We start from the raw sequence: 25,695 nt of genomic DNA, 5'->3' as shown, positions 1-25,695 counted from the left end.
AAGAATTTATCTATTACTTAATAATAGTTATCAAAAAGGAAACTTCTATATATTTGAAGTTTCCTTTATCTAGATTCTTTATATTTTTCGATTTCTCGCTGAATTAAAAACAGTAAGTTGTTAAATTCCCACATTTCTCCCTCTTCTAATAGTTTATTAAGAGAATTTTGAAATCTGCTAGCTTCAGCTATTCTGCCTAATCCCATTAATGTTAATATATTATTCATTATGCTGGATATTACATCAGACTTAACTTCAAATAATTTTTGAGCATCTTTTATTTCATCTTTTATTAAAAGCATTTCTTCATCTAGTCTAAAGGCTGCATCAGCTGCACTTTTCAATTTTGACATTATTTCCTGCGGTTTTTGATGTTTATACTTATAATTTAAGGAATGTTCTATAGTTGCCCAAAAGTTCATAGCCAAAGTTCTTATTTGAAATTCTGCTAAAATTTCTTTTTGTCCGTCCGCCATATTAACTGGGTATTTTATTATCATGTGATAGCTCCTATATCCTGAACTTTTAACATTTCTCACATAATCTTTTTCATATAAAATTTGCATATCTCTTCTTTTTCTTAATATTTCTACCACTCTATCTATATCGTCAACAAACTGACACATTATCCTTACTCCTGCAATATCTTCTAACTCATACTGCAATCTATCTAACGGAATTTCAAATTTATTAGCCTTTTCCAACATAGAACTAACTTCTTTTACTCTTCCTGTCACAAATTCTATTGGTGAGTATTCTTTTCTCTTTCTATATTCTTTTCTAATACTTTTTAGTTTTATCTTTAATTCTTCTACTGCCTGCTCATAGGGTATCAGAAATTTTTTCCAGTCATTTATCGCCATATTGTCTCACCTACTCCTTAAATCTATATTTATTATACCAAAATAAAGTACTTCTGATAATTAAAATTTATGATATAATGATATTAATACAATTTTACAGAGGTGTTGACAATGGGTAACATTTTTTCCGGATTAGAGAATCTGGGATTCGATAATTTAAACGGTTTAAAAGTATATGAAGAGAAAAAGCAAAAACAGACTATAGTTGAGAAGAAAGAATTGGACCCTATGAGTCATATATTTGATAAACAAGTAGATTGTCCTGTTTGTAGTGCTTCTTTCAAGGTTAAATCTGTTAAAGTTAATTCCCCTAGAATGAGGGGACAAGATTCTGACTTATTTATTCATTATGATGTAATTAACCCCTATCTATATGATGTATGGGTTTGTAATAGTTGTGGATATACTGCCATGAAAGCTGATTTTCCTAAAATAAAGGCTTTTCAAAAGGAAATTATATTATCCTCAATTACTCCAAAATGGAAAGGAAGAGAATATCCTGAAGTTTTTGATGCTAAAATAGCTATAGAGAGATTCAAATTAGCCTTAGTTAACGCTATATTCATGGAAGCAAAAAATAGTACTAAAGCAATGATTTGTTTGAAAACTGCTTGGATGTACAGGCTCCTAGAAGATACTGACAACGAGATTTCATTTTTATCTCAAGCTTTGAATGGTTTTAACGAAGCATATAGTAATGAGGATTTCCCTATATATGGTATGCATAGATATAGTATAATGTATTTAATTGGTGAATTAAATAGAAGAGTTGGTAATTATGATGAGGCATTAAGATGGTTCTCTAGCGTTATTACGACCCCTGGAGTTCCTCAAAAAGTTAAAGATCTTGCAAGAGATTGTAAAGATCTTATAAAAGATTATAAAAACAAATAATATTATCAAATAAAACTTAGGAGGATTTTACTATGAGTTTATTCTCAAAAAAGAAAAATGTTGAACCTAAGGAAATTTCGCAAGATATTTCCTCAAAAAACGCTATTATTGAACCTACTAATGATTCTACTATATTAGATTCAATATCTTCAGAGTTACAAAGTACGAAGGCAAACTCTGAAAGTTTAAAAAATTCTATCGGTAACATAGAAGACTCTGTATCTTCTTTAGCAGATTCATCTATAAAACAAAGTGATCAATTATCTAATGTTAGTAGTTCTATACGAAGCATTGGTGCTTCACTAGAAGAGTTAGCCTATAACGTAACTAATGTACATATTAAGGTTCTTGATACAGATTCTTCTGCTGATCAAGGTGTTGAGACTATAAATACTTTAGATAATTCTTTAAGCGAACTTAAACAGGCGTTTACTGTAAGTTCTGATACTATCAATGAATTAGTTAGCAAGCTAGAATATGTTAATTCAATTACTGATTCTATAAGCCAGATTGCTAGCCAAACAAACTTACTTGCACTTAATGCTGCAATTGAAGCTGCACGTGCTGGAGAAGCTGGTAGAGGATTCTCTGTAGTTGCTGGAGAAGTTAGAAAGCTAGCTGAAAACTCTAAGCAAGCTGTTCAAAGTATAACTAATTTATTAGGGGAAATTAAGGTGGACATTTTAAGTGCTTCTACAGCTATGAGTACTGGAAATGTTGCATTAAGCTCTCAACAAGATGCTATTGAATCAACTAAAGGAACTTTTAAAAATATTAAAACATCTATTAATGAGGCTGTTACTGAAATAGATGAATTTATTGAAAATCTAACTTCTGTTGCAGCTAATAAAGATGATTCCATTGGTCTAGTTAGAGATTTAGAAACTATAACTCTTGAAAATACAGCTTTAACTCAAGAGATTTCTGCTGCAGTAAAAATAGACTCTCAAGCTTGTAATGATCTTCATGATTCCATAGAATCTATTTTAAATATTATAAATAAATAACATAAAAAGGAACCTTTAATAGGTTCCTTTTTATGTTATACTAATCCATTATTTTAACTGGGTCAAAATTTATAAAATCACAGGATGTCATAATATATTCAACTCCATCATATGTTCCTTGTATTACCTTACCAAGAGCTGGACCATGTAAATGACCATATATAACTTTTTCAACTTTAAATTCATTAAAAATTTCAACAAACCCTGATGAATTAAATTTTTCATTAGTTGGAGGATAATGTATCATACATATAAATTTTTCATATCCATCTCTTTTGGCTGCATCCAAAGATAATCTAAGCCTTATAAGTTCCCTGTCATATATTTTCTTATCCTTCTCCGCAAACTTATCACTATCAGGGCATATCCATCCCCTAGTTCCACATATTGCCCACTCATTATAACTAAAATAGTTATTTTGTATAAAATTCATCCCATCATATAGCGAATTAAGCTTTGTTATACTACTCCACCAATAATCGTGATTACCTTTAATTATTATCTTCCTACCTGGAAGAGCATTAATCCATTTTAAGTCTTCTCTAGATTCATCTGCGTTCATTGACCAAGATATATCTCCCCCAATTAAAACAGTATCACTCTCATTGACTTTCTCTTCCCAATTTTTTTTTATTTTATTTTCATGCCCTATCCAATTATCTCCAAAAATACTCATAGGTTTATCCGTACTAAAAGATAAATGAAGATCTGATATAGCGTATAATGCCATAATACTCACCTTTCATTCTTTTTATCCAAATCTGTTACAAACGCAATAATATATGCTACAGCCTCATATAAATCTTCAGGAATTTCTTTTCCGATATCAACATTTGATAATAAATCGGTTAATTCCTTATTATAAACTACAGGCACATCACTTTCCTCAGCTTTTTCAATTATTTTATCAGCTATTGGTCCCATACCAGCTGCTGTTATTATAGGAGCTTCATTATTTAATTCATACTTAAGTGCAACTGCTTTTTTTCTCTGTTTCATTATCCTTACACCTTTCTATCTAATATAACTAGATTAGTAGAATTAAAAAATTCCCTTGATGTACTTATATTAACCTCTTCTATGGCTCTAGATACTATTACTTTACTATTATATCCTATGGTATTTAATGATTCTATAAGTTTATTTTTTTCTTTATCAAGAATTTTAACATATTCCTTTGAACATTTTAAATCAATATCTAAATTCTTGTTTTGAAGCTTTATATATGCATCCACATTTCCTAAATTTAATGTTTTTACAGATACAATCATTTTTATATTGCTAGAATCTAATTTTTTCCCTTTTCCTCTTTCATCTTTAACTATAAGCTTACATTCGTATTCATCTTGCTTCACTTTTAAAGGTATATTCATGTAATAATAATTATTGCTTACTGAATTAAACACCTTTACTTCTGCTGTATTACCTTTAATAAACTCCATAACCTTATTAAAGGCTTCACCTTCATCATCTCCATATTTAGAAGATAGTATAACCTCTTTAATTATATCTTTAATGTCTAAAGCTTTTTCTTTAATACCTTCTTTTATCATCTCTGGAATAGCTTTATTTACATTACTAACTAACTCTTTTGCTTGTACCAGTTCGTCATTTTTTAAACCTGATGAACTACTTATCTCATTTCCCTTATCATTTGACGAAGTAGGTACTTGTTTTTTTAATAAATCTATAAAATCTTTTATCTCTCTTGTTGTATTAAATGGCATGTTCGTTGATTTTAAATCTTGTTTATTAAACTCTTCTGGAGTTTGATTTTTTATTAATTCTACAAATGCTTCTATATCCTTATCCGTTATAGGTTTTTTGCTTACATTATTCTCCTTAAGATAATTTATAATTGTGTCTCTTAAAGTTTTATCTGTAAAACCTTCTTTTATTAACTGTTGATTCAACTTCTGTATATCACTACCTAATTCTTTTTCCTGTAAGAAGTCATTGTTTTTTAAAATTGATGATTTATTCCCATCATCTTCCCCATAATTTTCTGATATACTCACTTGCTTTCCTAAAAAATCTATCAACGCCTTTATCTCTTTTGTTGTATTAAATGGAATGTTCGTTGATTTTAAATCTTGTTTATTAAACTCTTCTGGAGTTTGATTTTTTATTAATTCTACAAATGTTTCTATATCCTTATCCGTTATTAGTTCTGTGTTTATATTGTTATCTTTAAGATATTTTATAACACTATCTTTGCTTACTATTATATCCTTACCACTAACCTTATTATCTATGTTTAAGTCAACTGATTTATTATTATTAATTTCCTCAAAATCTCCTGATAATTTTCTTAACATATCTAAAACACTTATTTTTTTCTCTTTATTTGAATTTACGTAGGCTTCTTTGGGTGATATATTCTTTAATTCCTTATTAATAGAATCTTCTGTATTTTTTACATTTAATTTTACAATCTCATCGCTATCAATATTTTTTTCTATACTACTTCCTTCTACAGGAGCTTTCAAAATAATTTTTTCTATAGACTCCTCACCTTTAAATATCCTATTAAACGCCTTTATGTTTGATTCGGTTAAATCTATATCATTTTCTATAAAAGTTAAAATATCCTCTGCTTTCATAGTTTTAAATTCTTTAAAAAAACTTTGTAGTTTTTCCCTAATATTTTTAGATTCCTCTGAGTCAATAGGGATATTTTTACTTGAAATATAATTATTTATAAAATTATCTACTTCTTTTTCATCAACTTTTATTTTTTCGTTGAAATTAAATATAGACGAATACTTTGATATATTCTCTTTAGTTAGTGGTATATTAAATTTTACTAACTGCTTTAAAGTTTCAATTTCTTCTTTCGCTAAACCTTGAGATTTAATTAATGCATTGAGTGGATTGTTCTCCTCACTAGTTGCTTTATCTTCTTGCCTAACTAATTTTAATTTTAATTTCCCATCTTGAAACCCTAGTACCTGAAACTTTAGTAGTCCTTCTAATTGTTCTGGTGTTAAATTTTCATCGACTTGCGCCATGAATTGCCAGCCATCAAGAAGCTTTATTGTAAACTCTCCTTTATTTTGGCTAATCCGCATTACTCTGCCTGCAAATTTTTCACCTACTTCAAATGTTAACTTAGATGATAATTTTTTTGAACCTACATTATATACTGAATTTATATTCCAAATACCAGGCATCTTAGCTCCACTCCCATACAAAATACTATATATTATTATCGTATCTTATTATACAAAACTAAAAGCAATAAGTTAAAAAATCTTATTGCTTTCAATTTTTATTCTACAACTATTCTATTATAGTTTTTCTTTCCTCTTTTAATAAGTGCTGAACCATCTTGAAAATCGTTAATAGTAAGCTCTCTCTTTATATCAACTACTTTCTCTCCATTAACTGAAAGTCCACCTTGCTGTATTAATCTTCTAGCTTCTGCCTTTGATGGAACAATTTTAGATTCTGCTAATACATCCAATATGCTTTTTCCTATACTATCTTCTGAAATAGTAGTTGTAGGTACATTATCCATATTAACGCCTGAACCAAATAAGGCTTCTGATGCTTCTTTAGCTTTATTAGCTTCTTCTTCTCCATGAACTAATTTAGTAATCTCAAAAGCTAAAACTTTTTTAGCTTCATTAATTTCTGCACCCTCTAAGCTACTTAACCTTCTTACTTCATCCATAGGCACAAATGTCAATAAGGATAAACATTTCTGAACATCTGAGTCTCCAACGTTTCTCCAATATTGATAAAACTCATAAGGAGAAGTTTTTTCTGGATCTAACCACAATGCTCCATTTACTGTTTTACCCATTTTTTGACCTTCACTATTAGTAAGTAGTGTGCAAGTCATTGCAAAAGAATCTTTACTTGCTTTTCTTCTTATTAATTCAACACCAGCTATCATGTTGGACCATTGGTCATCTCCACCAAGCTGCATTTTACATCCATATTCCTTATTTAATACATAAAAATCATATCCTTGCATTAACATATAGTTAAATTCTAAAAAGGATAATCCTTTTTCAAGTCTTTGTTTAAAGCATTCTGCTGTAAGCATTCTATTAACAGAAAAATGCATTCCTACTTCTCTTAAAAAATCTACATAGTTTAAATTTAATAACCAATCTGCATTATTTACAATTAGAGCCTTGCCATCTTCAAAATCAATGAACTTTTCCATTTGCTTTTTTATAGATGAAACATTAGACTCTATTTGTTCTTTTGTAAGCATTTGTCTCATATCTGTTTTTCCACTAGGATCTCCAACCATTGCAGTTCCTCCTCCTAGAAGAGCTATAGGTCTATGTCCTGCTTTTTGCATATGTGCCATAAACATCATTGCGATAAAGTGCCCTACATGTAGTGAATCTGCTGTTGGATCAAATCCTATGTAAAATGTAATCTTTTCTTTTTCTAATAATTCTCTTGTTTCAGCTTCATGAGTAAATTGTTTTATATACCCACGTTCCATTAATTCATCCAAAACTGTTTCCATACTATTCCTCCTAGAACTCATACAAAGATAATATTAGTATATAAATAATTCATTTATTAATCAACATATACTTAAAATTAAAAGCCCCATTGGGGCTTTATATATCAAGGTAATTGTTTTCAATTTTAGTTGTAATTATAGTTATACTGTTTTATAAACTCAGGTAAATCTTCGCAATCATGATTAAGATTTATAAAAAACTTAACTTCATACCTCCTACTTAATTCATTAATTTTCTCAAATAAAGAATTAGCGCTACATAGGTCCTTTCCTCTTACAATATTAGATAACTCATCAATATAGATATATTCTATATCATAATTTTCAGATATAAGCCCACACAAGAAGCCATAAAAACTTTCATAATCTTTTAACTTAAAATCATCTGTTGAAATAAATCGTATATTTCGATTTAAAACTAGCATAGCTCTATTGTCATCATCGATATAAACTGATTCTCCTCTTGCAAATTGAACATTGTCGTTAGCCAAATCTATAAGCTTTTTGGTTTTTCCTGATCCTCGTTGTCCACAAAATACATGAATCATTGGTACCACCCCTTATATATTTAATAAAAAATAGATATTTCTATTTTTTTATTATTCAAACACAGATGTTCCTGGAAAAATGACCTTAAAGGTTCCTTCAGCCTTTGAATTAATAATTTTTACTTTCCCTTTTCCAGTAAAAGAATTTCTCATTAAATAAAAGCCCCTTCTGGTCTGCAAAAATCTCTTTTTATCATCTAAAGTAATTAATTTCTCATAAAGCCATGAATTTCTGCTTAAATCATTTGGTATTTGACTAGATTCTTTAGAATAGATCAAATTTCCTGGACTAATCACACTTATTGACTTCCTGCTAATAATTATCTCTATATCTCTATTTGTATGCGTATAATCTCTATACAATACCGCATTTTTCAATGCTTCAATTACAGCCTCTTTAGGATAATTATTGGGTAATTCTTCAGATAATACTTTTTCGCATTTGTCTATTATATCTAATAATTTGCCTTGAACTATTACTATATTGTTTTTATTGTTTAATTTTATTCTAACCATATTATGGGGAATATACAAGTTATTAAAATTAGAAAATACCAATAAACCACCAAAAGTACAGCAATATTTTCCTGAATCTCTATCTTTATATATTATAGATGAACTTTCAAGTAAAAATTCTCTGTTATCACTATTTAAGATTATCCCCTTATTTTTAAAATACTTTTCTATAGTATCATTATCTAATATTTCCTGACTACTTCTTATAACTGGATAGGATTCTAAAATAAGATTCAAATTTTCTTGAAATGATGAAAGCAACTCTTGTTTTCTCATTACATCAGTAGTTGAGCCTCTTCTTATATAAAACGCACCATTTTCTCTTATTTGATAAGGCTTTTGTTGCCCATCATATATAGTTATTACAGATACTGCTTTTCCATCTATATAAATATCATCAACTTTAATTGGTATAGGTGGTTCACATCTTGTTGATATGATTTGTTGTATTTGCTCTTCAGTAAAAGAGTATTGCTTTTCATATCCTGTTATCTCTTTACTTTTATCTTCAATACCAACTATAAGATAACCTCTTCCCCCTCTTGAATTAGCAATAGCACATATATCCTTTGCTAGTTCTTTCTTACCATACTCAGAATTTATATCTATTTTCTGTTTATAATCTAATTTTATTCCTTCATCTCTTTTTATTAAAGAAAGTAGTTTCTTTCTATCCATAACTATGCCCCTTACTAGTTCCTTATATACATTATATTATATAATAACCAAATAAGTATAAAAAATATAGTCATTTCTAAAATATAAATTAGTTATACTTTAGAAATGACTTATATCCATATTCAATATGTATTTTTTATTTTAGTAGCTCCTTCAATATCAACTTTTATGTTTAGTATTAAATCTGTTATTCCTATCGTATCTTCCAAAACCAAATTAGGATATTTCCGCTCTAACAATCTATCTATTTCAAATATATCTACCCCTTCATTCTTATATTTATTAAAAACATCATTAAGAAATTGTTTCATATTATTAATCTCATTTCTTTTCAAAATCTCTATTACAGTATCATCTATAACTAATCTATGCTGAGATTCTGCAATAGTAACTGTTAAATAGACAGTTTTGTATAAATTAATTCTTTCTCCATCATATTCTAAGGCTGTTTTTGTTTTACTTTTGAGAATTTCTAAAGTTATAAACTCATTAGGTGCTTGGGGGTTTTTTATTTCTAAGGTTCCTGTTCTTACTTTATCATTTAGGAAATTATAACTTAAAGTATCTTCAACATCTATATTTTTAACTAAAGTGTCATTTTTTAATATTCCTCCTCCAAATAACTCTAAATTACTTTTTCCTAGCTCCTCTTTAAACTTTAAACCTCCCATCAACGCTATTCCATTACCAGCTAACCTTTCAGTCAGATAATCATTTGTATTTTCAGTTATAACTCTAGGAGTAGCCTTGGTTTTTAAAGTTAACTCATCTAAAAACAAGCCTAAATATTCGTCTTTATTTTGCCCATAACTCAGTAATGACTCCACTGCTCCGTAATATATAAACATATAAGGTTTTACTAAAAACTCCTGGTCTCTATTAATTAAGTCTATATGTTTTTTTATCCCCTTTGTGACTGCATTTTCTGTAAATATAAGTGCTCTATTTTGAGAAAAATTTATCTTATAGGCTGAGGTTCTGTTAACATCCCTAATTGCTTCAAGATAAGTCTTACCTCTTCCTACATATATCATCTTTTGCCCTTTATCTGAACTCTCATTAGTACTTCTATATGGATTTATACATTCCAAGTATATTAAAACATTATCATCTTCATCTATATCCATTATTGAAGCAGTAACAAATGTAACTTTATTAATATCTTGATAATTATAGCAGCTTGTAAATGAGAAGGTTGTCGTAATAATAATAATTAGTAAAGCCACATATTTTCTTAGTTTCATACCTACTCCTCCTCATCCTTTATTACATTTTTAGATATATCCTCTAAGTTACCTCTTAGTATAACATCCCTAAATCCGTATCTTTTTATACTTCCTAATGGGAACAAGAATGAATAGCCACAGCTCTGTAATGAACCTAGGTGACTAATCAATATCATAGATCCTATAATAAATCCAGGTATGCCAAATAAAGACGCTACTATTACTAATATAATTGACCATAAAGATATTGCTCCATAGGTCTTTGGTATTAAGAAATATGATAAGGTACTTATTGCAACAATCAAAATCGTTACTCTAGAAGCTAGCCCAGCTCCTACAGCAGCTTCTCCTAATATTAAAGCCGATACAATGCTCATAGAACTTCCTATAGGCTGAGGCAATCTAAGTCCTGCCTCCTTTATAAGTTGAAAGAATAACATCATTAGGATAATTTCAACGAAAGTTGGAAATGGCACTCCAGCTCTTGCAACAGCCATTCTAAATATAAACATAGTAGGTATCATTCCAAAATGATAAGTTATAAACGCTACATATAAGGCAGGTAAAAACATAGCTATAAAAAATGCTGACCATCTTAATATTCGTGTAAAATTAGCAAAGTATTTATTTAAATAATAATCGTCTGGAGTTTGAAAATTTTCCACGAAAAAATACGGTACAGTTACTACAAAAGGAGTACCATCTACTATTATTGCTACTCTACCTTCCATTATCTTTGCAGAAATCTCATCGGGCTTTTCTGAGTATCCTATGGTATCAAAAAGACTTCTTTTTTCAGTTAATGTGCTTTCTATATAATTTGTATCTAGTAAGAAGTTGTAATTAGATTGTTGTATTTTATCTTTAACCTGCTGTACCAAATTATCTGGAGCAAGCCCCTTTAAATACGCTATACACACTGATGTATTCGATTCTTTTCCTAATATAAGAGGTTCAAGCTTTAAGTTTACATTTCTTACTCTTCTCCTTATTAATGCAACATTATCAACAAAAGCTTCAGCAAACCCTTCTCTTGGCCCTTTAACTACTGACTCTGTTAAAGGAATCCCTACTCCTCTTCTAACGAAACTCTTAGTCTCACAATAAATCATAGTATCACTTTTCTCAAAAACAATAACAACATCACCCATTAAGATATGTTCATTAGCATCTTTCATATCTTTAACAGTTCCTGCTAAGTTCATTGTTATTACTTTAGTTAATATATCATCAACATTTTTAATAGAATAATTTTTAGAAGTTAACGGAGCGACTATATATTCACTTATAAATGCGCTAGAACATAATACATCAATAAATATCAATGTTGCTTTTCCAAGCGGTGTCTCTATATCTCTATATTTTACGTCAAAGGTATTTTCATATGTTTTTTTCAGTTCATCTAAGTAGTTATTCATAAACATCACCATTCCTTATTATTTTTCCTTTCTAGGTTTAATATTCCCAAATTTGCAAATACTATTTTTAAAAGTTACTAATTAAGAGGTGAATATTTTGAAAAAATACACAAGTAAACACCATATATTTTTGATCTTGTGCGTTACATTAATATCTATAAAGACATATCCAATACTATTTTTATCATCAGGGGGGAGAGATAGTTGGTTATTAGTTCTTTTTTCATCCATACTTATTGGTGTTTTAGGTTATTATATAATTAATGTATTTATAAAATTCAATATTTCAAGTATGAATGATTTCTTTGAATCTTCCTACGGAAAATATTTAGGAAAAATATTTTTGTTTTGCTTTTCGATTTTATTAATGTTTAATGCTGTTGAAAGTGTCTCTATATTGTCAACTTCAATACACAACACTGTATTCATTGAAACGCCTACTTGGTTTGCATTACTGTTTTTTATATCAGCGTCTGCTTATATGCTTTGTATGGGATTCTCATCCATCCTTAGGCTTTCTTTAATTTCTATTGCTACTATGTTTTTGTGTATGTTAATATTAGCATTTTTATTTATACCCTATATCAAAATTAACTATGTTACCCCTGTATTTGGTAATCCATTGAATTTCAATTCATTACTTTCAGTAATATACATATTGGGCTATTTCTCTTCTTTTGGAATAACCTTGCCTTATATAAAAAAAATTGAAGAAAAAAATGAATTAAAAAAGTATTATATTCCTACTATGATTATAATATCAGTAATTTCAACTTATTCAATTTTGAGTATCATAGGCTTTTTTAATCATTTTAGAGGGGCTAATATATTTTTTCCTGAGTTTACTCAAGCTCAAAGAGTCGAGTATGGAAAATTCTTTGAGAGTGGTGAATTTTTTGTTCTTTTACAAAATGTATTAGGCTTTATAATAAAGTATTTACTTAGTATATTTGCTATTTACATTATCTATAAAGACAAAATCAAAAATTCTAATAAATTTTTTATAACAATATCTATAGTTAACTATATTATTAGTTATTACCTATGTAAAAATATCTTTACGCTAAGTTTATTCTTAGAGTTTTATACATTAATAAATATTTTATTTATGTTAATAATTCCAGTTATAGCTTCATTTTTGTATAGTATTAGAAAAAAACTTAAATGATCCTGTACATTAATTTAGGCTCTATTAGACATACTATTAATATATCCTATTTAAATGGAGGTGATATAATGGGATTCTTAAAATGGCTTGGAGGTATAGTTGTTTTCTTTTGGCTATTAGGTCTTCTATTTAAAGTAGGTGGCTATGCAATAAATGTTTTACTAGTTATTGCTGCTATAGTCTTTATAATAGATGCTCTTGTTGGAAGAAGAAAGAATTATTGAGTTGGTTGACATTATTCCTATTAATAACATATAATTATATTATCAAGTGAAACTTGATTCAGGTGAGGTTTGATTCTTAGCTGAATCTTAGTTGAACTTATCTAGGGTCGTGCCAATGTTATCTCCCGCTTGAATAGACGATGGGAGTGTTACAGTGGCTAGACATCAGATAAAAGTATATTATAACCTGTGAAAAGAAGTAGTAAACTTAAAAGTTACATTTAAGAGAGCTGTTTATGGTGGGATGCAGTATGTATACTTAAGTTGAATGGATCTTTGAGGTTTTTAACTGAAACTTTTAGTAGGTTAAAACGTTTGTCTAACGTTATATAGACAGGATATGAATGTATCTTCAAAGAAGAGATTACTACTCTTGAATTTAGGTGGCACCGCGTAAATAACGCCCTATGGACTTTTCCATAGGGCTTTTTTTATATTTTAAATTTGATATTTCCTATTAAACACACATGGAAGGAGAACCAACTTATGGATGAAAGAAAAAAAGTTATTTTTAGCGGGATTCAACCCTCTGGAAATTTAACTATAGGAAACTATTTAGGAGCTTTAAAAAATTGGGTTAAGTTACAAGATGAATATGACTGTTATTTTTGCGTAGTTGATTTACACGCTATTACAGTTCGCCAAACACCTGCTGATTTAAGAAAAAGAACTTTAGAAGTATTAGCTATATATATAGGTGCAGGAATTGATCCAGAAAAAAATACTCTGTTTATTCAATCTCATGTTCCTGCTCATAGTGAATGTTCTTGGTTACTTGGCTGTAACACATATATGGGAGAGCTTAGCAGAATGACTCAATATAAAGATAAATCACAAAAATTTGGGGATTCAATAGGTTCTGCACTATTTAATTATCCTGTATTAATGGCTTCTGATATATTACTTTACAACACTGATTTAGTGCCAGTTGGAAAAGATCAAAAACAGCATTTAGAACTAACTAGAGACATAGCAAATAGATTTAATAATACCTACAGTGAAACCTTTAAAATACCTGAGCCTTATATACCTAAAGCAGGTGCTAAAATTATGAGTTTACAAGAGCCTGAAAAGAAAATGTCTAAATCAGACGAGAATCCTAATTCATACATCTTAATATTGGATCCTCCTGAAGTTATAAGAAAGAAAATAAGCAGAGCTGTTACAGATACCGTTGGAAAAATAAATTATTCTGATGAACAACCTGGAATAAAAAATCTTATAAACATTTTAAGTTCAATTAAGGGAACTTCCCCAGAAGAAATAGCTGTTGATTATTCTGATAAAGGATACGCTCAATTAAAAAGCGATGTCGCAGAAAGTATAATTGAAGAATTAACCCCTTTACAAGAAAAAATCAAAAATCTTTTGGCAGACAAAAATTATCTGGAAAGCATATATAAAACAGGAGCAGAAAAAGCAAATTATACTGCTAATAAAATCCTAAGAAAAGTTCAAAAGAAAATAGGCCTTATTCCTAGGTAATTAATTTAAGGCATATAAAAACGTCAAGACTTAAACAAGTTTTGACGTTTTTATATATTTGTATAATATAATAGTAACTGAAATTATTTTACGGTTTCCCATGGTTTAGTTTTTAAATACTCTGAAAATGCATCTCTTAAATCATCTTTTCTAAGGGCATACTCTACTGTAGCTTGTAAAAATCCTAGTTTATCTCCAACATCATATCGTCTTCCTTCAAAATCATATGCATACATAGCCTCTTGAGATATAAGTTCTTTTAATGCATCTGTAAGCTGGATTTCTCCGCCTTTTCCAGGTTTAGTTTTCTCTAGTATGTTAAATATCTGTGGTGTTATTATATACCTTCCAAGAATAGCAACATTGCTAGGCGCTTCATCTCTAGACGGTTTTTCTACTAAATCTTTTACTTTATAAACCCTATCTTCAATATGGATACCATCTACTATCCCATATTTATTTACATCATCTTCAGGAACCGTTTGCACCCCAAGTATGGTTGTTTTATATTCATTAAAGCACTCTATCAACTGTCCTAAACATGGATTCTCGCTATGTACTACATCATCCCCTAGAAGTACTGCGAATGGTTCATTTCCGACAAAAGTTTTAGCACAAAGAATTGCATGCCCTAATCCTTTAGGTTCTTTTTGTCTTATATAATGAATATCTACCATTCCAGATATATCTCTTACTAGATCCAATAAATCTTGTTTCCCTGACTTTTCTAGCTCCATTTCAAGTTCTATGGACTTATCAAAATGATCTTCAATGGATTTTTTGTTTCTACCTGTTATTATTAATATTTCTTCTATTCCTGATGCTATTGCCTCTTCTATTATATACTGCATGGTTGGTTTATCAACTATCGGTAACATCTCTTTAGGTAAAGCCTTTGTTGCAGGTAAAAATCTTGTTCCAAGTCCTGCTGCTGGAATTATAGCCTTTTTAACTTTCATACTAATTCTCCTCTCATAAATTAAATATCTCAATAAAATATTACCATATAATTTTATTGAAAGTCTATATTTTACAATGTATCTATTTATTGAAATAAATTTGTAATTTACACTAAGATACGATTGTGTTAAAATACAAATCATGGGAAGGAGTGTATTATTGTGGAGGATAGAAAAAGAAGAAGTAAAGGCCCTAATAAAAAGAAGAAGAAAAATAAAAAGAAATGGATTATATTATCTCTTCTGTTAGTGGTTTTAATAATTGCAGGCATTGGAATAGGATATGCAGCATCTTTAATTGGAAAAGTAGATAGTGTAAAAATTGATGAAGAACAGTTAGATATTTCTAAAGAAGTTGAAGAGAAATATAAAAATACAGATATTACAAACATACTTTTATTAGGTATAGATTCAGAAGATGGTGAGACAGGTCGTTCTGATTCTATAATGATTCTAACCGTTGATAATGTACATAATAAATTAAAGCTTTCATCAATCATGAGAGACTCATATGTTGATATTAAAGGTCATGGAAAAGATAAAATAAACCATGCGTATGCTTTTGGTGGTCCTGAATTATCTATAAGTACTATTAATACAAATTTTGATTTAAATATTAAAGATTTTGCCACAGTTAATTTTGATAGTTTACCAAAAGTAGTTGATCAATTAGGTGGTATAAATCTAGATATAACCTCAGGTGATTTAAAATACATAAATGGATATATAGATAGTCTTAATGCAGAAAAGAAAACAAATGCTGCTAATATAACTAGCACTGGTCCTCAACATGTTAATGGTATTCAGGCATTAGCTTATGCTAGAATAAGATATGACGGTGGAGATCAAGAAAGAACTCATAGACATAGAATAATTCTTGAAGCTTTGTTTAATACTATAAAATCAACAAATAAAACTCAATATCCATCAATATTAAATGAATTATTACCATTAGTAAAGACTAGCTTAGATGGTGGTGAGATTTTAAAACTCGCTACTTCATCAGTATCTTTATCTGGTGGATTTGTTCAAGATAGATTCCCTAGAGATGATAATGGTGCTGGTCAAATGATTAATGGAGTGTATTATCAAACCTTTGATAAGGCAAAAACTATTGAACAAATGCATCAATTTATATTTGAAAGTTAATTTTGGAAGGCCTTTTGCAATAGTGCAAAAGGCCTTTTTTAAACATTCAGTATAAACTTTTCTATAACTTCTGCTACTCCATCATCATTATTTGATGAAGTTATATATTGAGAAATATTTTTAATATCCTCAATAGCGTTTTTCATAGCTACTCCTAACCCTGCATATTCTACCATATGCCTATCATTATCTGCATCTCCTATGCAAATAATCTCTTCTTTTTTAATGTTCAAGTAATTAGCTAAGGCTTCCATACCAGTTCCTTTATTACTATTAATATTTAAAAATTCTAAGAAAAATGGAGTGCTTCTCACTATTGTATATTTATCATATAAATCCTTAGGAATATTATCCACTGCCTTTGATAATATTTCAGGTTCATCAATGAACATTATTTTAACTATTTCATCATTTTTGTCTACTAAGTTAAAATCCATCTCATTAATCCTAATGCCGTTAATCTCAGCCTCCACCTCAGTATAGGTACTAGTCTTAGGTGTAATTAAACCATGAGTTCTAGAAAAAGCATGAATATTTACTCCTAGTTCTTTACTAATTTTATATAGATCATGTATATCTTTTCCTGATAATATATCACTGCTTATTACTTCTTTAGTTTCAGTATTTAATACTAGTGATCCATTATAACTTAAAACATAATCCTCTTTTGATATTAAATCTAACTCTTCAAGATATCTGTTTATTCCTTCTATAGGTCTACCTGATGCTAAAACTATTTTCACCCCTTTAGCTTTTGCAGCTTTTATAGCTTCTCTTGTTCTATCAGATACAGATTTATCTTCTCTTAAAAGAGTACCATCCATATCTATGGCTACCAATTTATACATATAACTTACTCCCCCTAATTTTTCATCTAAAGTTATTTTAAACTATAACTGTATCTTTACCAACCTTTTAATAAAAATTAATAAAAAATTGTTCCAAGTTAATGTTTTCATCCTTAAGGTTTAATTTATAAACATTATTAAGAAGCTCCTTATCAAGTATCTCATTTGGATTACATTCTTTTTCAATTTCCCCTTTATTAAATACTATAATTTTGTCTGAATACCTTATAGCTAAATTTATATCATGATTAACCATTATTATAGTTTTATTAAGTCTCTTATTTATTTCTTTAAGCATTCTCATCATATTAATCTGATGATTTATATCCAAATGTGCTAGAGGTTCATCTAATATTATGCATTCTGCCTCTTGACATAAGGCCCTTGCTAGAATCACTCTACCTCTTTCTCCCCCACTTATATCTTTAATGCTTACATCTTTCAAAAAATATGTATCGGTAACTTTCATAGCTTCTTCAACTTTTTCAATATCTTTATTATTCAATTTAAACAAACTATTTTGTGCATAATTTCTTCCCATCATAACAACATCAAAGCAACTAAAGTCAATTTCATAAGAAATTATCTGAGGAACATAGCTTATCTTTCTTGCAAAATCCTTTGCTCTATATTCATTTAAACTTTTCCCATCTAAATATATGTTATTTTTAAGACCTATTACTTTGACTAAATGCTTAATAAATGTAGTTTTTCCACTTCCATTTGGACCAATAATAGAATAAAATTTTCCAAAGTTAAAGTCTACATTTATGTTTTTTAATATCTTTTTTTCTCTAACTTTATAGTTCAAATTTTTTATCTCTAAGAAACTCATAATGATCCTCTTTTCTTTTTCCAAAGCAGATAGATAAAATAAGGTGCACCAAGCAAAGCGGTAACTGCTCCTACTGGTAGTTCACCTGGAGCAATTATAACTCTTGAAATTGTATCACAAACAACTAAAAATAATGCTCCTAATATAAATGAAAATGGTATTAGTTCCCTATGATTACTTCCAACAATCATTCTAGCTATATGTGGAATTATAAGTCCTACAAATCCTATTATCCCTGTTACAGAAACTAAAGTCGCTACAATAAGTGAAGATATTATAATTAATTCTTTTTTAACTTTCTCAACTTCTACACCTAAACTATAGGCATCTTCTTCTCCCATGGACAGTATATTTAAATCCTTATATCTCCTATATATAAAAAGACTTCCTAACACTACTATTGGTACTATTAATAAGACTTGTTTATAACTTGAAGTATTTAAACTTCCTAATGTCCAATATATTATTTTATCCATAGCCTCTTTTTTTAGAATCATAATTAATGATATTAATGAATTACATAAAAAACTTATGGCTATACCAGATAACAATAGTATTTCTATGGGTATCTTATTTCCTACCCTAGCTATATTGTAAACTAACATTAAAGTAAGTATAGCTCCTCCAAAAGCTAGTAAGGTTATTAATATGTAATTATTTTTTTCTAAATTAAATATTAAACCTATAGTTGCTCCTAGTGCTGCTCCAGATGAAACGCCTAAAACAAATGGATCACCCATAGGATTTTTAAACAATCCTTGAAATGTTACGCCACTAATAGCAAGCCCGGCTCCTGTAAATAGTGCCATAAGAACTCTAGGAGCTCTTATATTCATAATGATTTTTTCGCTCATACTGCCTTCAGAAACCTTAGTAAAATAATTAATTATAATCTTAATAGCATCAAGGGAAGAAATACTTGCAGAACCTACCGTCAAAGATCCCAGCCCTATTATAAATGTGAAAATTACTAAACTTATAAATAATCTTTTCTTTTTCAAAACTAATACCTTTCTACTTAAAAGCTTCTGGATGAATAATCTTTGCTAAAGCTTCTAAGCCATCCGCCTGTCTTGGCCCTTGTCTTGATAACATATTGTCATCTATCTCATATACCTTGCCTTCTTTTACTGCCTTTAAATCCTTATAACCTTCTCCAGTTGTAAAACCTGACTTAGAATCATATTTATCTGATAAAACTACAATATCTGGATTTTTATCCATTAAAACCTCTTTAGAATAATTCCATCCATCTATATCTTTAGCTATATTCTCTCCACCGGCTCTATCAATTATTTGACCTATAAAAGTATTCCCTCCAGCTGTAAAATCGGTCTTTCCAAAACCTACTACATAATAAACAGATGGTTTCTTTAAATCCTTAACCTTGTTCTCAACTTCTTCAACCTTCTTTTTCATGTCATCTACAATTTTAGTGCCTTCTTCTTGTTTTCCAAGCACTACTGCCATATCTTGAATGTTTTTATAAGCACCATCAAAAGAATCTTCTCCATAAAGTACTGCTACCTTTATTCCCAAAGCTTCTATCTTATCCACTAATTCCTTACTAAAATGTGCACTCGCTATAACTAAGTCTGGATTAAGTTCTGCTATTTTCTCTATATTAGGTTCAGTTATCTGTCCAACAGATTCTATTTGTATTGCTTCCTCTGGATAATCACAATAATCTGACCTACCAACTAAATAATTCTCTGACCTTAATGCATAAATAGTTTCTGTAGCACCAGGTGATAATGAAACCACTCTTTCCGGTACCTTATCTAAGGAAATTTCTCTATTATAAGAATCAACTATTTTAATAGCTTCATCTTTCTTTATTTCTTGAGTTTTAGTACATCCTACCAATAAAATTATAGTCATAATACTTATTATTACTGCTAATATTTTTTTATTAATCTTCATTTGTTTTTCCTCCAATTATTTTATAATCTCTTTCTCAACTACCCTCTTTTAAATATTTATAAAAACTAAAGCGTAAATTCCGATGAAAATAACAGTTGATACATAAAGTAGTTTAATAGATTTTATTATATGCACACCTTTAAGTTCATCAACTTCTTCTCCTATATATGGTTTCTCTAAAATTTTGCCAAAATAACTTGTAGGACCTCCTAGTCTTATATTCAATGCCCCTGCCCCTGCCGACTCTGGATGAGCTGAATTTGGGCTTTTATGATTTTTTCTGTCTCTAAAGAAAATCTTAAATGAAGATTTATAGTCATATCTAAGAATAAATGAAGCCATTATTATTAAGATTCCAGTTATTCTAGCTGGAATGAAATTAAATACATCATCAACTTTTGCAGAGAAAAAACCAAAGTCCTCATATTTTTCATTTCTATAACCTACCATAGAGTCTAGAGTATTTACAGCCTTGTATGCCATAGCTAAAGGGGCTCCTCCTATAAATGCATAAAATAAAGAAGCAATTACACCGTCTGAAATATTCTCTAGTACAGTTTCTATAGCTGCCTTACAGATTTGCTTTTCACTAAGTTCCTTAGTATCTCTTGAAACCAGATAACTTACTCTCTCTCTTGCTCCTTCTATATCTCCTCTGCTTAAAGGCAAATAAACCTTATAGCCTTCCTCACTTAAACATCTTGGTGCAATAGTGGTCCAAAGTATAATCACATTTACTATTAAGTAAGCCACATAATTTAATTCTTTTAATAACTTTAGAAATATGAAAGTCAACATAAAAAATATAGCTATCGTACTAAGGGTAAGGAGTGGTCCATAAAAATATCTCAGTTTATTTTCAGTAGGAGTTTTCTTTCTTACTAATTTCTCAAATCTCCGAATATACTTTCCCATAAACTTTACAGGATGAGGAAATTTATAAGGATCTCCTAATAAACAATCTAATAAAAAAGCTAATACTACTGACATTTTGTTCCCTCATCTAAAATACTATATATTTTTTTCATATCAAGACTCTCCCTAACAATAGAAGCTAACTTATCATACTGTTCATTTTTATATTTTCTATAATTGAAGCTATCCTTCTCTTCAGCTATATTAAAAGAAAGTCTTACTTTATTTAGATATCTTAAGGTAAATTCTTCGTTATCAAATATTCCATGAAAATAAGTACCTATAACTTTTGAATCTTTTGATAGTGCTCCATCTACTTCACCATTACTTAATTTAATAAAAGATTTTTCTGTGGTTTGGCTTTTTCCCATATGTATTTCATAACCTTCCACTTCTGAGTCAAAAATACTTTCACCGCCTTTAGATATAACCGTATTTTTATCCTTATAAAATTCTGTTTTTACATTTAAAAGAGCTAATCCCTCTTCTTTTTCTAATGAAGTTTCATATCCAATAAGATCATAAATCTCTCTGCCAAGAATTTGATACCCTCCACATATGCCAAATATAAACTTTCCTTTTTCTCTTTGTTCAATTATTTTTTTGTCCATACCACTATCTTTTAACGCCTTTAAATCAGCTATAGTACTTTTACTTCCTGGAATTACTATAAGATTATATCTATCTAAATCTTCTTGTAAACTTACAAAAGATAATTCAACATTAGGGCTTAATGCAAGAGAATTAAAATCAGTAAAATTAGACATATATGGTAATTTAATTACTCCTACTTTCAAATCCCCTGATTTCTTAAACTTATTAAAATCTGTTACACTATCTTCATCCTCTAAGTCTAATTTAAAATAAGGTATAACTCCTACTACAGGAATACCTGTTAATTCTTCAATTTGTTTTAATCCGGGTTCTAAAAGTTCTATACTTCCTCTAAACTTATTAATTATTATTCCTTTTATAAGTTTTCTCTCGTCCTCAGGCAAAAGCATTACTGTTCCATAAATTGAAGCAAAAACTCCACCCTTATCTATATCTCCAACTAGTAGTACTGGACTATTAGCTATTTTAGCCATTCCCATATTTACAAACTCATCAGATAGATTTATCTCTGCTGGACTTCCAGCACCTTCAATTACAACAAGCTCATGTTCCTTTGATATTTCCTCATATACCTTTATTATTTCTTTTTTTAGAACTTTTTTCCTTTCAAAATAATCTACTGCATCTAAGTTATCCCAAGGCTTTCCAAGTAAAACAACTTGGGATTTTCTATCTGATGTTGGTTTTAATAAAATTGGATTCATCTTAGCGTTAGGAATTTTATAAGCTCCTTCAGCCTGCATTATTTGTGCTCTTCCTATTTCATCTCCTTCAGGTGTTACACCAGAGTTTAAAGACATATTTTGAGCTTTAAAAGGATAGACATCGTATCCATCTTCCGCAAAAATTCTACATAAAGCAGTACACAATATACTTTTTCCAACAGTAGAAGCCGTTCCTTGTAGCATTATACTCTTATTCAAACTAATCCCTGCTTCCTTTTAATCTTTATTGATATATTCTATCTCTACAAAATCTTTATAATAATTTATTTCGCTATAAGCTCCTTGTTTAGGTTTTATAGAATAAAATCCCTCTATTCCAGCTCCCAACAACTTACTTAAAACAGCTCTTATTACACCACCATGAGTTAAAATTAAATAACTGCCATCATCTAAAAAATCTAAAATTTTAGTGGCTCTTTTATAAAAATCTATAAACCTTTCCCCATCTGGAAAAGAAAATTCTTTGTAATCTTTAATAAACTCTTCCCATTGCCTAGGAAATACTTTCTCTATCTCCTTATAGCTTAAGCCCTCCCATAGTCCAAAATCTATCTCTTTTAGTTCCTCTTTATATTCAATAGATTCAGGTTTAAAATCTAAGGCTTCTATTATAATATCTAAGGTTTCCTTACATCTTTTTTTAGGAGAACAATAAACTTTAGAAAACTTATAATCCTTAAGTAGATTCCCTAACTTCTTACTTTGGTTTCTTCCATTATCATTTATACTTACTTCTTTTTTTCCTTCATAAAGTCCTTTGGAATTCCCCTCTGTTTCACCATGCCTAACTAAAACTATTTTCATATTATCTCCTAAAACAAACTACTTGTGACTAACAATAAAACTAATAATTCATTAAGTTCAATAGATGCTCCTAAAACATCTCCCGTAACTCCATCTATTTTTTTCTCTACATAGTTTCTAAACAATATAGCTGAAACAAAACCTACTATCAATAAAATAATCCCATGTTCCCTAGCTATTACTAAAGTTAATAAACATCCTATAACAAGAGCAATTAAAAAGATTTTTTCCTCTAAAACTCCTATAAATAAATCTCCTAAACCTTCCTTTTCTCTAGCGTATCTTCTTTTATACATAAGAAAAGTTACAAAGGTTCTCCCTATAATAGGTGCTAAAACTATAGCTATTATTGCAGTATCAAAAGGCATCTCTTTAATGGCTATAAACCTCCCTAGTATCAATAGTATAATTCCTACTGCACCAAAGGTTCCTACTCTAGAGTCTTTCATAATCTCAAGAATTCTTTCCTTACTTCGTCCTGAAAATATTCCATCTATTGTATCTCCAAAACCATCTATATGTATAGCTCCAGTAACAACTATATGAGTAACTAGAGTAAAAAAACTAGCTATATTTAGTGAAAATATCTTAGCTGACATATAATAAACTAAAGCTTCTAATCCTCCTACTATTAAGCCTACTAAAGGGAAATAAGCTACCCCTTTTTGAAAGTTTTCTCTCTCAACCTTAAGGTTTATATTTATAGGAATTCTAGTCATGAATTGAAGTATCAAAATAAAGTTTTTCATACTACTCACCTTTTATCTTCATAGGAATACCACTTACAACAAAATAAACTTCTTTAGCTTCTTTAGCTAAATATTGATTCACTCTTCCAGCAATATCTCTAAACTCCCTTCCAAGCTTATACTCTGGAACTAATCCTGCTCCAACTTCATTAGTAATTAAAACTATTTTAGTAGAGTTTTTAAGTGCATACTCTTTAAAGCTTTTTACCATTAAGCTTATTTCTTTTATGATTTCCTCTTCCTTTTTTCTAAAGTTCATATTCTTAAAATCCTCTTCTTCAAAAGACTCCATTCCATGAAAAAGCAAATTAGTAACCATTATAGTTATACAGTCAACTATTATCCCTGTATATCCCGCTTTAAGCTGTTCCCCTAAATTTTTATAACTTTCTAGGGTATCCCAGTTCTGATTTCTACTTTCTCTATGATTTTTAACTCTTTCAACCATTTCTTCATCTTTTGGAATAGATGTAGCTATATATAAAACCCTATCCGCATCTTTTAATATGGATTCACCAAATGATGATTTACCACTTCTAGCTCCTCCAGTAACTAATATCATGCTTCTTCCCTCCAATAATGTTCATAGTTTTTTATATCCACATTACCTTCCTCAAAGGTTCCCATTTCATTTATTATAGCTAGAGAACTTTCTATAATATGCATAGCAAATGGGCATCCGGACCCTTCTCCCAATCTCATTGAAAGATTCAATATTGGATTTAATCCTAATTCCTTCATAGTTAGGTTATATCCTAGCTCACTAGATATATGTGAAGGAAACATATAGTCCCTAACCCCACTATCAATTCTATAAGCTAAAAGAGCTGCTACAGCTGATATAAATCCATCTATTACAATAGGCATCTTATATTTTTTAGCACCTAAATACAGTCCTACCATTCCCGCTATATCAAATCCTCCAACCTTATGAAGTATATCTAGTGGATCTTCACCTTTAGGATTATTAACCTCCAGTATTCTATTTATAACTTTCTTTTTATGTGAAAATTCATCATCATGAAGACCAGCTCCCCGGCCTACTGCTTCATCTATTGAACATCCAGTAAGAGCTATTAATACAGAGGATGAAGATGTTGTATTCCCTATCCCCATCTCTCCAGTGCCTATAATATCATAACCTTCTTCCTTACATTTTCTCACCATATCTATTCCTACATTTATAGCTCTTTCAGCCTCTTCTCTAGTCATAGCTTCTCCCTTGGTCATGTTAGAAGTCCCTTTTCTTATTTTTTTGATTATAAGCCCAGGATAGTTTATGTCCTCTTTTATTCCTATATCTATAACCTTTAAATCACAATTGTTCACCCTGGCTAAAACACCTATACCCGTTATTCCTCTTAAGAAATTTATAGTCTGCATAGCTGTTACAGTCTGAGGAGCAGATGCCACACCTTCTTCACATACCCCATTATCACTTGAAAATATAACAATTCCCTTTTTGTCTATCTTATTATTAACCCGTCCTGTTATACCCGCAAACTTTATAGCTATTTCCTCTAAAGTTCCAAGACTTCCTACAGGTTTTATAAGCCTATCTAATCTTAATTTTGCCTCTTTCATTGCCTCTAAATTTAATCCCATGATTATTCCCCCAAAATAAAAAATACCAGTGAGAATCCCACTGGTTTAA

26 protein-coding genes and 1 other annotated feature are annotated in these 25,695 nt (G+C 29.6%); of the genes, 6 read left to right on the top strand and 20 right to left on the bottom strand.

Features of this window, described 5'->3' with window-relative positions; all coding sequences use genetic code 11:
• Window positions 1-65: 65 nt before the first annotated feature.
• Window positions 66-863, bottom strand: a complete 798-nt coding sequence (gene yjbM / locus B3N22_RS03835; RefSeq protein ID WP_073020672.1) for a GTP diphosphokinase — start codon at window positions 861-863, stop codon at window positions 66-68.
• Window positions 864-974: 111 nt separating this feature from the next.
• Between yjbM and B3N22_RS03830 the strand changes: the two genes are divergently transcribed.
• Window positions 975-1,757 (top strand): DUF2225 domain-containing protein, encoded by a 783-nt coding sequence (locus tag B3N22_RS03830; RefSeq protein ID WP_286904993.1) that lies wholly within the window; start codon window positions 975-977, stop codon window positions 1,755-1,757.
• A 32-nt stretch (window positions 1,758-1,789) separates the two neighbouring features.
• Complete coding sequence (locus B3N22_RS03825; RefSeq protein WP_073020668.1) at window positions 1,790-2,764, top strand: methyl-accepting chemotaxis protein; 975 nt, start codon at window positions 1,790-1,792, stop codon at window positions 2,762-2,764.
• Window positions 2,765-2,804: 40 nt separating this feature from the next.
• Here the strand turns inward: B3N22_RS03825 and B3N22_RS03820 are convergent, their stop codons facing one another.
• The 8 genes from B3N22_RS03820 to B3N22_RS03785 all read right to left on the bottom strand — a co-directional run bounded on the left by B3N22_RS03820 (window position 2,805) and on the right by B3N22_RS03785 (window position 11,642).
• Window positions 2,805-3,494: a metallophosphoesterase gene (locus tag B3N22_RS03820; RefSeq protein WP_286904991.1), complete on the bottom strand. Its 690-nt coding sequence runs from the start codon at window positions 3,492-3,494 to the stop codon at window positions 2,805-2,807.
• A gap of 5 nt (window positions 3,495-3,499) precedes the next feature.
• A complete protein-coding gene (locus tag B3N22_RS03815; RefSeq protein ID WP_073020664.1) occupies window positions 3,500-3,763 on the bottom strand; it encodes an EscU/YscU/HrcU family type III secretion system export apparatus switch protein in 264 nt (87 codons plus the stop codon).
• A gap of 5 nt (window positions 3,764-3,768) precedes the next feature.
• Window positions 3,769-5,937: a hypothetical protein gene (locus tag B3N22_RS03810; RefSeq protein ID WP_286904988.1), complete on the bottom strand. Its 2,169-nt coding sequence runs from the start codon at window positions 5,935-5,937 to the stop codon at window positions 3,769-3,771.
• Window positions 5,938-6,035: 98 nt separating this feature from the next.
• Window positions 6,036-7,256 (bottom strand): tyrosine--tRNA ligase, encoded by a 1,221-nt coding sequence (gene tyrS / locus B3N22_RS03805; RefSeq protein WP_238903787.1) that lies wholly within the window; start codon window positions 7,254-7,256, stop codon window positions 6,036-6,038.
• Window positions 7,257-7,381: 125 nt separating this feature from the next.
• Window positions 7,382-7,804, bottom strand: coding sequence for a hypothetical protein (locus B3N22_RS03800; RefSeq protein ID WP_073020658.1), 423 nt, complete (start codon window positions 7,802-7,804; stop codon window positions 7,382-7,384).
• Window positions 7,805-7,855: 51 nt separating this feature from the next.
• A complete protein-coding gene (locus tag B3N22_RS03795) occupies window positions 7,856-8,998 on the bottom strand; it encodes an AlbA family DNA-binding domain-containing protein (protein ID WP_286904985.1) in 1,143 nt (380 codons plus the stop codon).
• A gap of 122 nt (window positions 8,999-9,120) precedes the next feature.
• Window positions 9,121-10,242: a Ger(x)C family spore germination protein gene (locus tag B3N22_RS03790; RefSeq protein ID WP_286904983.1), complete on the bottom strand. Its 1,122-nt coding sequence runs from the start codon at window positions 10,240-10,242 to the stop codon at window positions 9,121-9,123.
• A gap of 2 nt (window positions 10,243-10,244) precedes the next feature.
• Window positions 10,245-11,642 carry a spore germination protein gene (locus tag B3N22_RS03785; RefSeq protein WP_286904981.1) on the bottom strand — a complete coding sequence of 466 codons (1,398 nt, stop codon included), beginning with the start codon at window positions 11,640-11,642 and terminating at the stop codon, window positions 10,245-10,247.
• A gap of 97 nt (window positions 11,643-11,739) precedes the next feature.
• Here B3N22_RS03785 and B3N22_RS03780 point away from each other — a divergent pair, with 97 nt between their 5' ends.
• The 3 genes from B3N22_RS03780 to trpS all read left to right on the top strand — a co-directional run bounded on the left by B3N22_RS03780 (window position 11,740) and on the right by trpS (window position 14,519).
• On the top strand, window positions 11,740-12,810 hold the full coding sequence (locus B3N22_RS03780) for a GerAB/ArcD/ProY family transporter (RefSeq protein WP_286904979.1): 1,071 nt from the start codon (window positions 11,740-11,742) through the stop codon (window positions 12,808-12,810).
• 68 nt (window positions 12,811-12,878) lie between these two features.
• Window positions 12,879-13,034 (top strand): lmo0937 family membrane protein, encoded by a 156-nt coding sequence (locus B3N22_RS03775; protein ID WP_021803142.1) that lies wholly within the window; start codon window positions 12,879-12,881, stop codon window positions 13,032-13,034.
• A 180-nt stretch (window positions 13,035-13,214) separates the two neighbouring features.
• Window positions 13,215-13,445, top strand: a binding site (T-box leader).
• 75 nt (window positions 13,446-13,520) lie between these two features.
• Window positions 13,521-14,519 carry a tryptophan--tRNA ligase gene (trpS, locus tag B3N22_RS03770; RefSeq protein ID WP_286904977.1) on the top strand — a complete coding sequence of 333 codons (999 nt, stop codon included), beginning with the start codon at window positions 13,521-13,523 and terminating at the stop codon, window positions 14,517-14,519.
• Window positions 14,520-14,602: 83 nt separating this feature from the next.
• Here trpS and galU read toward each other — a convergent pair whose 3' ends face one another.
• On the bottom strand, window positions 14,603-15,478 hold the full coding sequence (gene galU, locus B3N22_RS03765) for a UTP--glucose-1-phosphate uridylyltransferase GalU (RefSeq protein WP_286904975.1): 876 nt from the start codon (window positions 15,476-15,478) through the stop codon (window positions 14,603-14,605).
• 159 nt (window positions 15,479-15,637) lie between these two features.
• Here galU and B3N22_RS03760 point away from each other — a divergent pair, with 159 nt between their 5' ends.
• Window positions 15,638-16,627, top strand: a complete 990-nt coding sequence (locus B3N22_RS03760) for an LCP family protein (RefSeq protein WP_414632219.1) — start codon at window positions 15,638-15,640, stop codon at window positions 16,625-16,627.
• Between the two features lie 38 nt (window positions 16,628-16,665).
• On the opposite strand, the gene yidA is transcribed toward B3N22_RS03760, so the two are convergent.
• The 10 genes from yidA to cobT form a co-directional block, all read right to left on the bottom strand.
• Entirely contained in the window at window positions 16,666-17,475 is an 810-nt protein-coding gene (gene yidA, locus B3N22_RS03755; RefSeq protein WP_286904972.1) for a sugar-phosphatase, read from the bottom strand.
• Between the two features lie 67 nt (window positions 17,476-17,542).
• A complete protein-coding gene (locus B3N22_RS03750) occupies window positions 17,543-18,310 on the bottom strand; it encodes an ABC transporter ATP-binding protein (protein WP_286904970.1) in 768 nt (255 codons plus the stop codon).
• Window positions 18,307-19,311, bottom strand: a complete 1,005-nt coding sequence (locus B3N22_RS03745) for a FecCD family ABC transporter permease (RefSeq protein ID WP_286904968.1) — start codon at window positions 19,309-19,311, stop codon at window positions 18,307-18,309. The genes B3N22_RS03750 and B3N22_RS03745 overlap by 4 nt, the downstream gene beginning before the upstream one ends.
• Window positions 19,312-19,324: 13 nt before the next feature.
• On the bottom strand, window positions 19,325-20,233 hold the full coding sequence (locus B3N22_RS03740) for an ABC transporter substrate-binding protein (RefSeq protein WP_286904966.1): 909 nt from the start codon (window positions 20,231-20,233) through the stop codon (window positions 19,325-19,327).
• Between the two features lie 48 nt (window positions 20,234-20,281).
• Complete coding sequence (gene cbiB, locus B3N22_RS03735; protein WP_286904965.1) at window positions 20,282-21,223, bottom strand: adenosylcobinamide-phosphate synthase CbiB; 942 nt, start codon at window positions 21,221-21,223, stop codon at window positions 20,282-20,284.
• Complete coding sequence (locus B3N22_RS03730; protein WP_286905078.1) at window positions 21,214-22,671, bottom strand: cobyric acid synthase; 1,458 nt, start codon at window positions 22,669-22,671, stop codon at window positions 21,214-21,216. Before B3N22_RS03730 ends, cbiB begins: the two co-directional genes overlap by 10 nt.
• Window positions 22,672-22,704: 33 nt before the next feature.
• A complete protein-coding gene (cobC, locus tag B3N22_RS03725) occupies window positions 22,705-23,292 on the bottom strand; it encodes an alpha-ribazole phosphatase (protein WP_286904963.1) in 588 nt (195 codons plus the stop codon).
• Between the two features lie 8 nt (window positions 23,293-23,300).
• Window positions 23,301-24,041, bottom strand: a complete 741-nt coding sequence (gene cobS / locus B3N22_RS03720) for an adenosylcobinamide-GDP ribazoletransferase (RefSeq protein ID WP_286904961.1) — start codon at window positions 24,039-24,041, stop codon at window positions 23,301-23,303.
• A gap of 1 nt (window position 24,042) precedes the next feature.
• A complete protein-coding gene (gene cobU, locus B3N22_RS03715; protein ID WP_073020635.1) occupies window positions 24,043-24,603 on the bottom strand; it encodes a bifunctional adenosylcobinamide kinase/adenosylcobinamide-phosphate guanylyltransferase in 561 nt (186 codons plus the stop codon).
• Window positions 24,600-25,646 carry a nicotinate-nucleotide--dimethylbenzimidazole phosphoribosyltransferase gene (cobT, locus tag B3N22_RS03710; protein WP_073020633.1) on the bottom strand — a complete coding sequence of 349 codons (1,047 nt, stop codon included), beginning with the start codon at window positions 25,644-25,646 and terminating at the stop codon, window positions 24,600-24,602. Before cobT ends, cobU begins: the two co-directional genes overlap by 4 nt.
• Between the last annotated feature and the right edge of the window lie 49 nt (window positions 25,647-25,695).

The sequence above is a fragment of the Clostridium sp. UBA1652 genome (genome assembly GCF_002320975.1).
GTDB classification, from domain to species: Bacteria; Bacillota; Clostridia; order Clostridiales; family Clostridiaceae; genus Clostridium_T; species Clostridium_T intestinale.
Note: the sequence above shows the minus strand (reverse complement) of the source record. Positions and strands in the feature narration are given on the sequence as shown.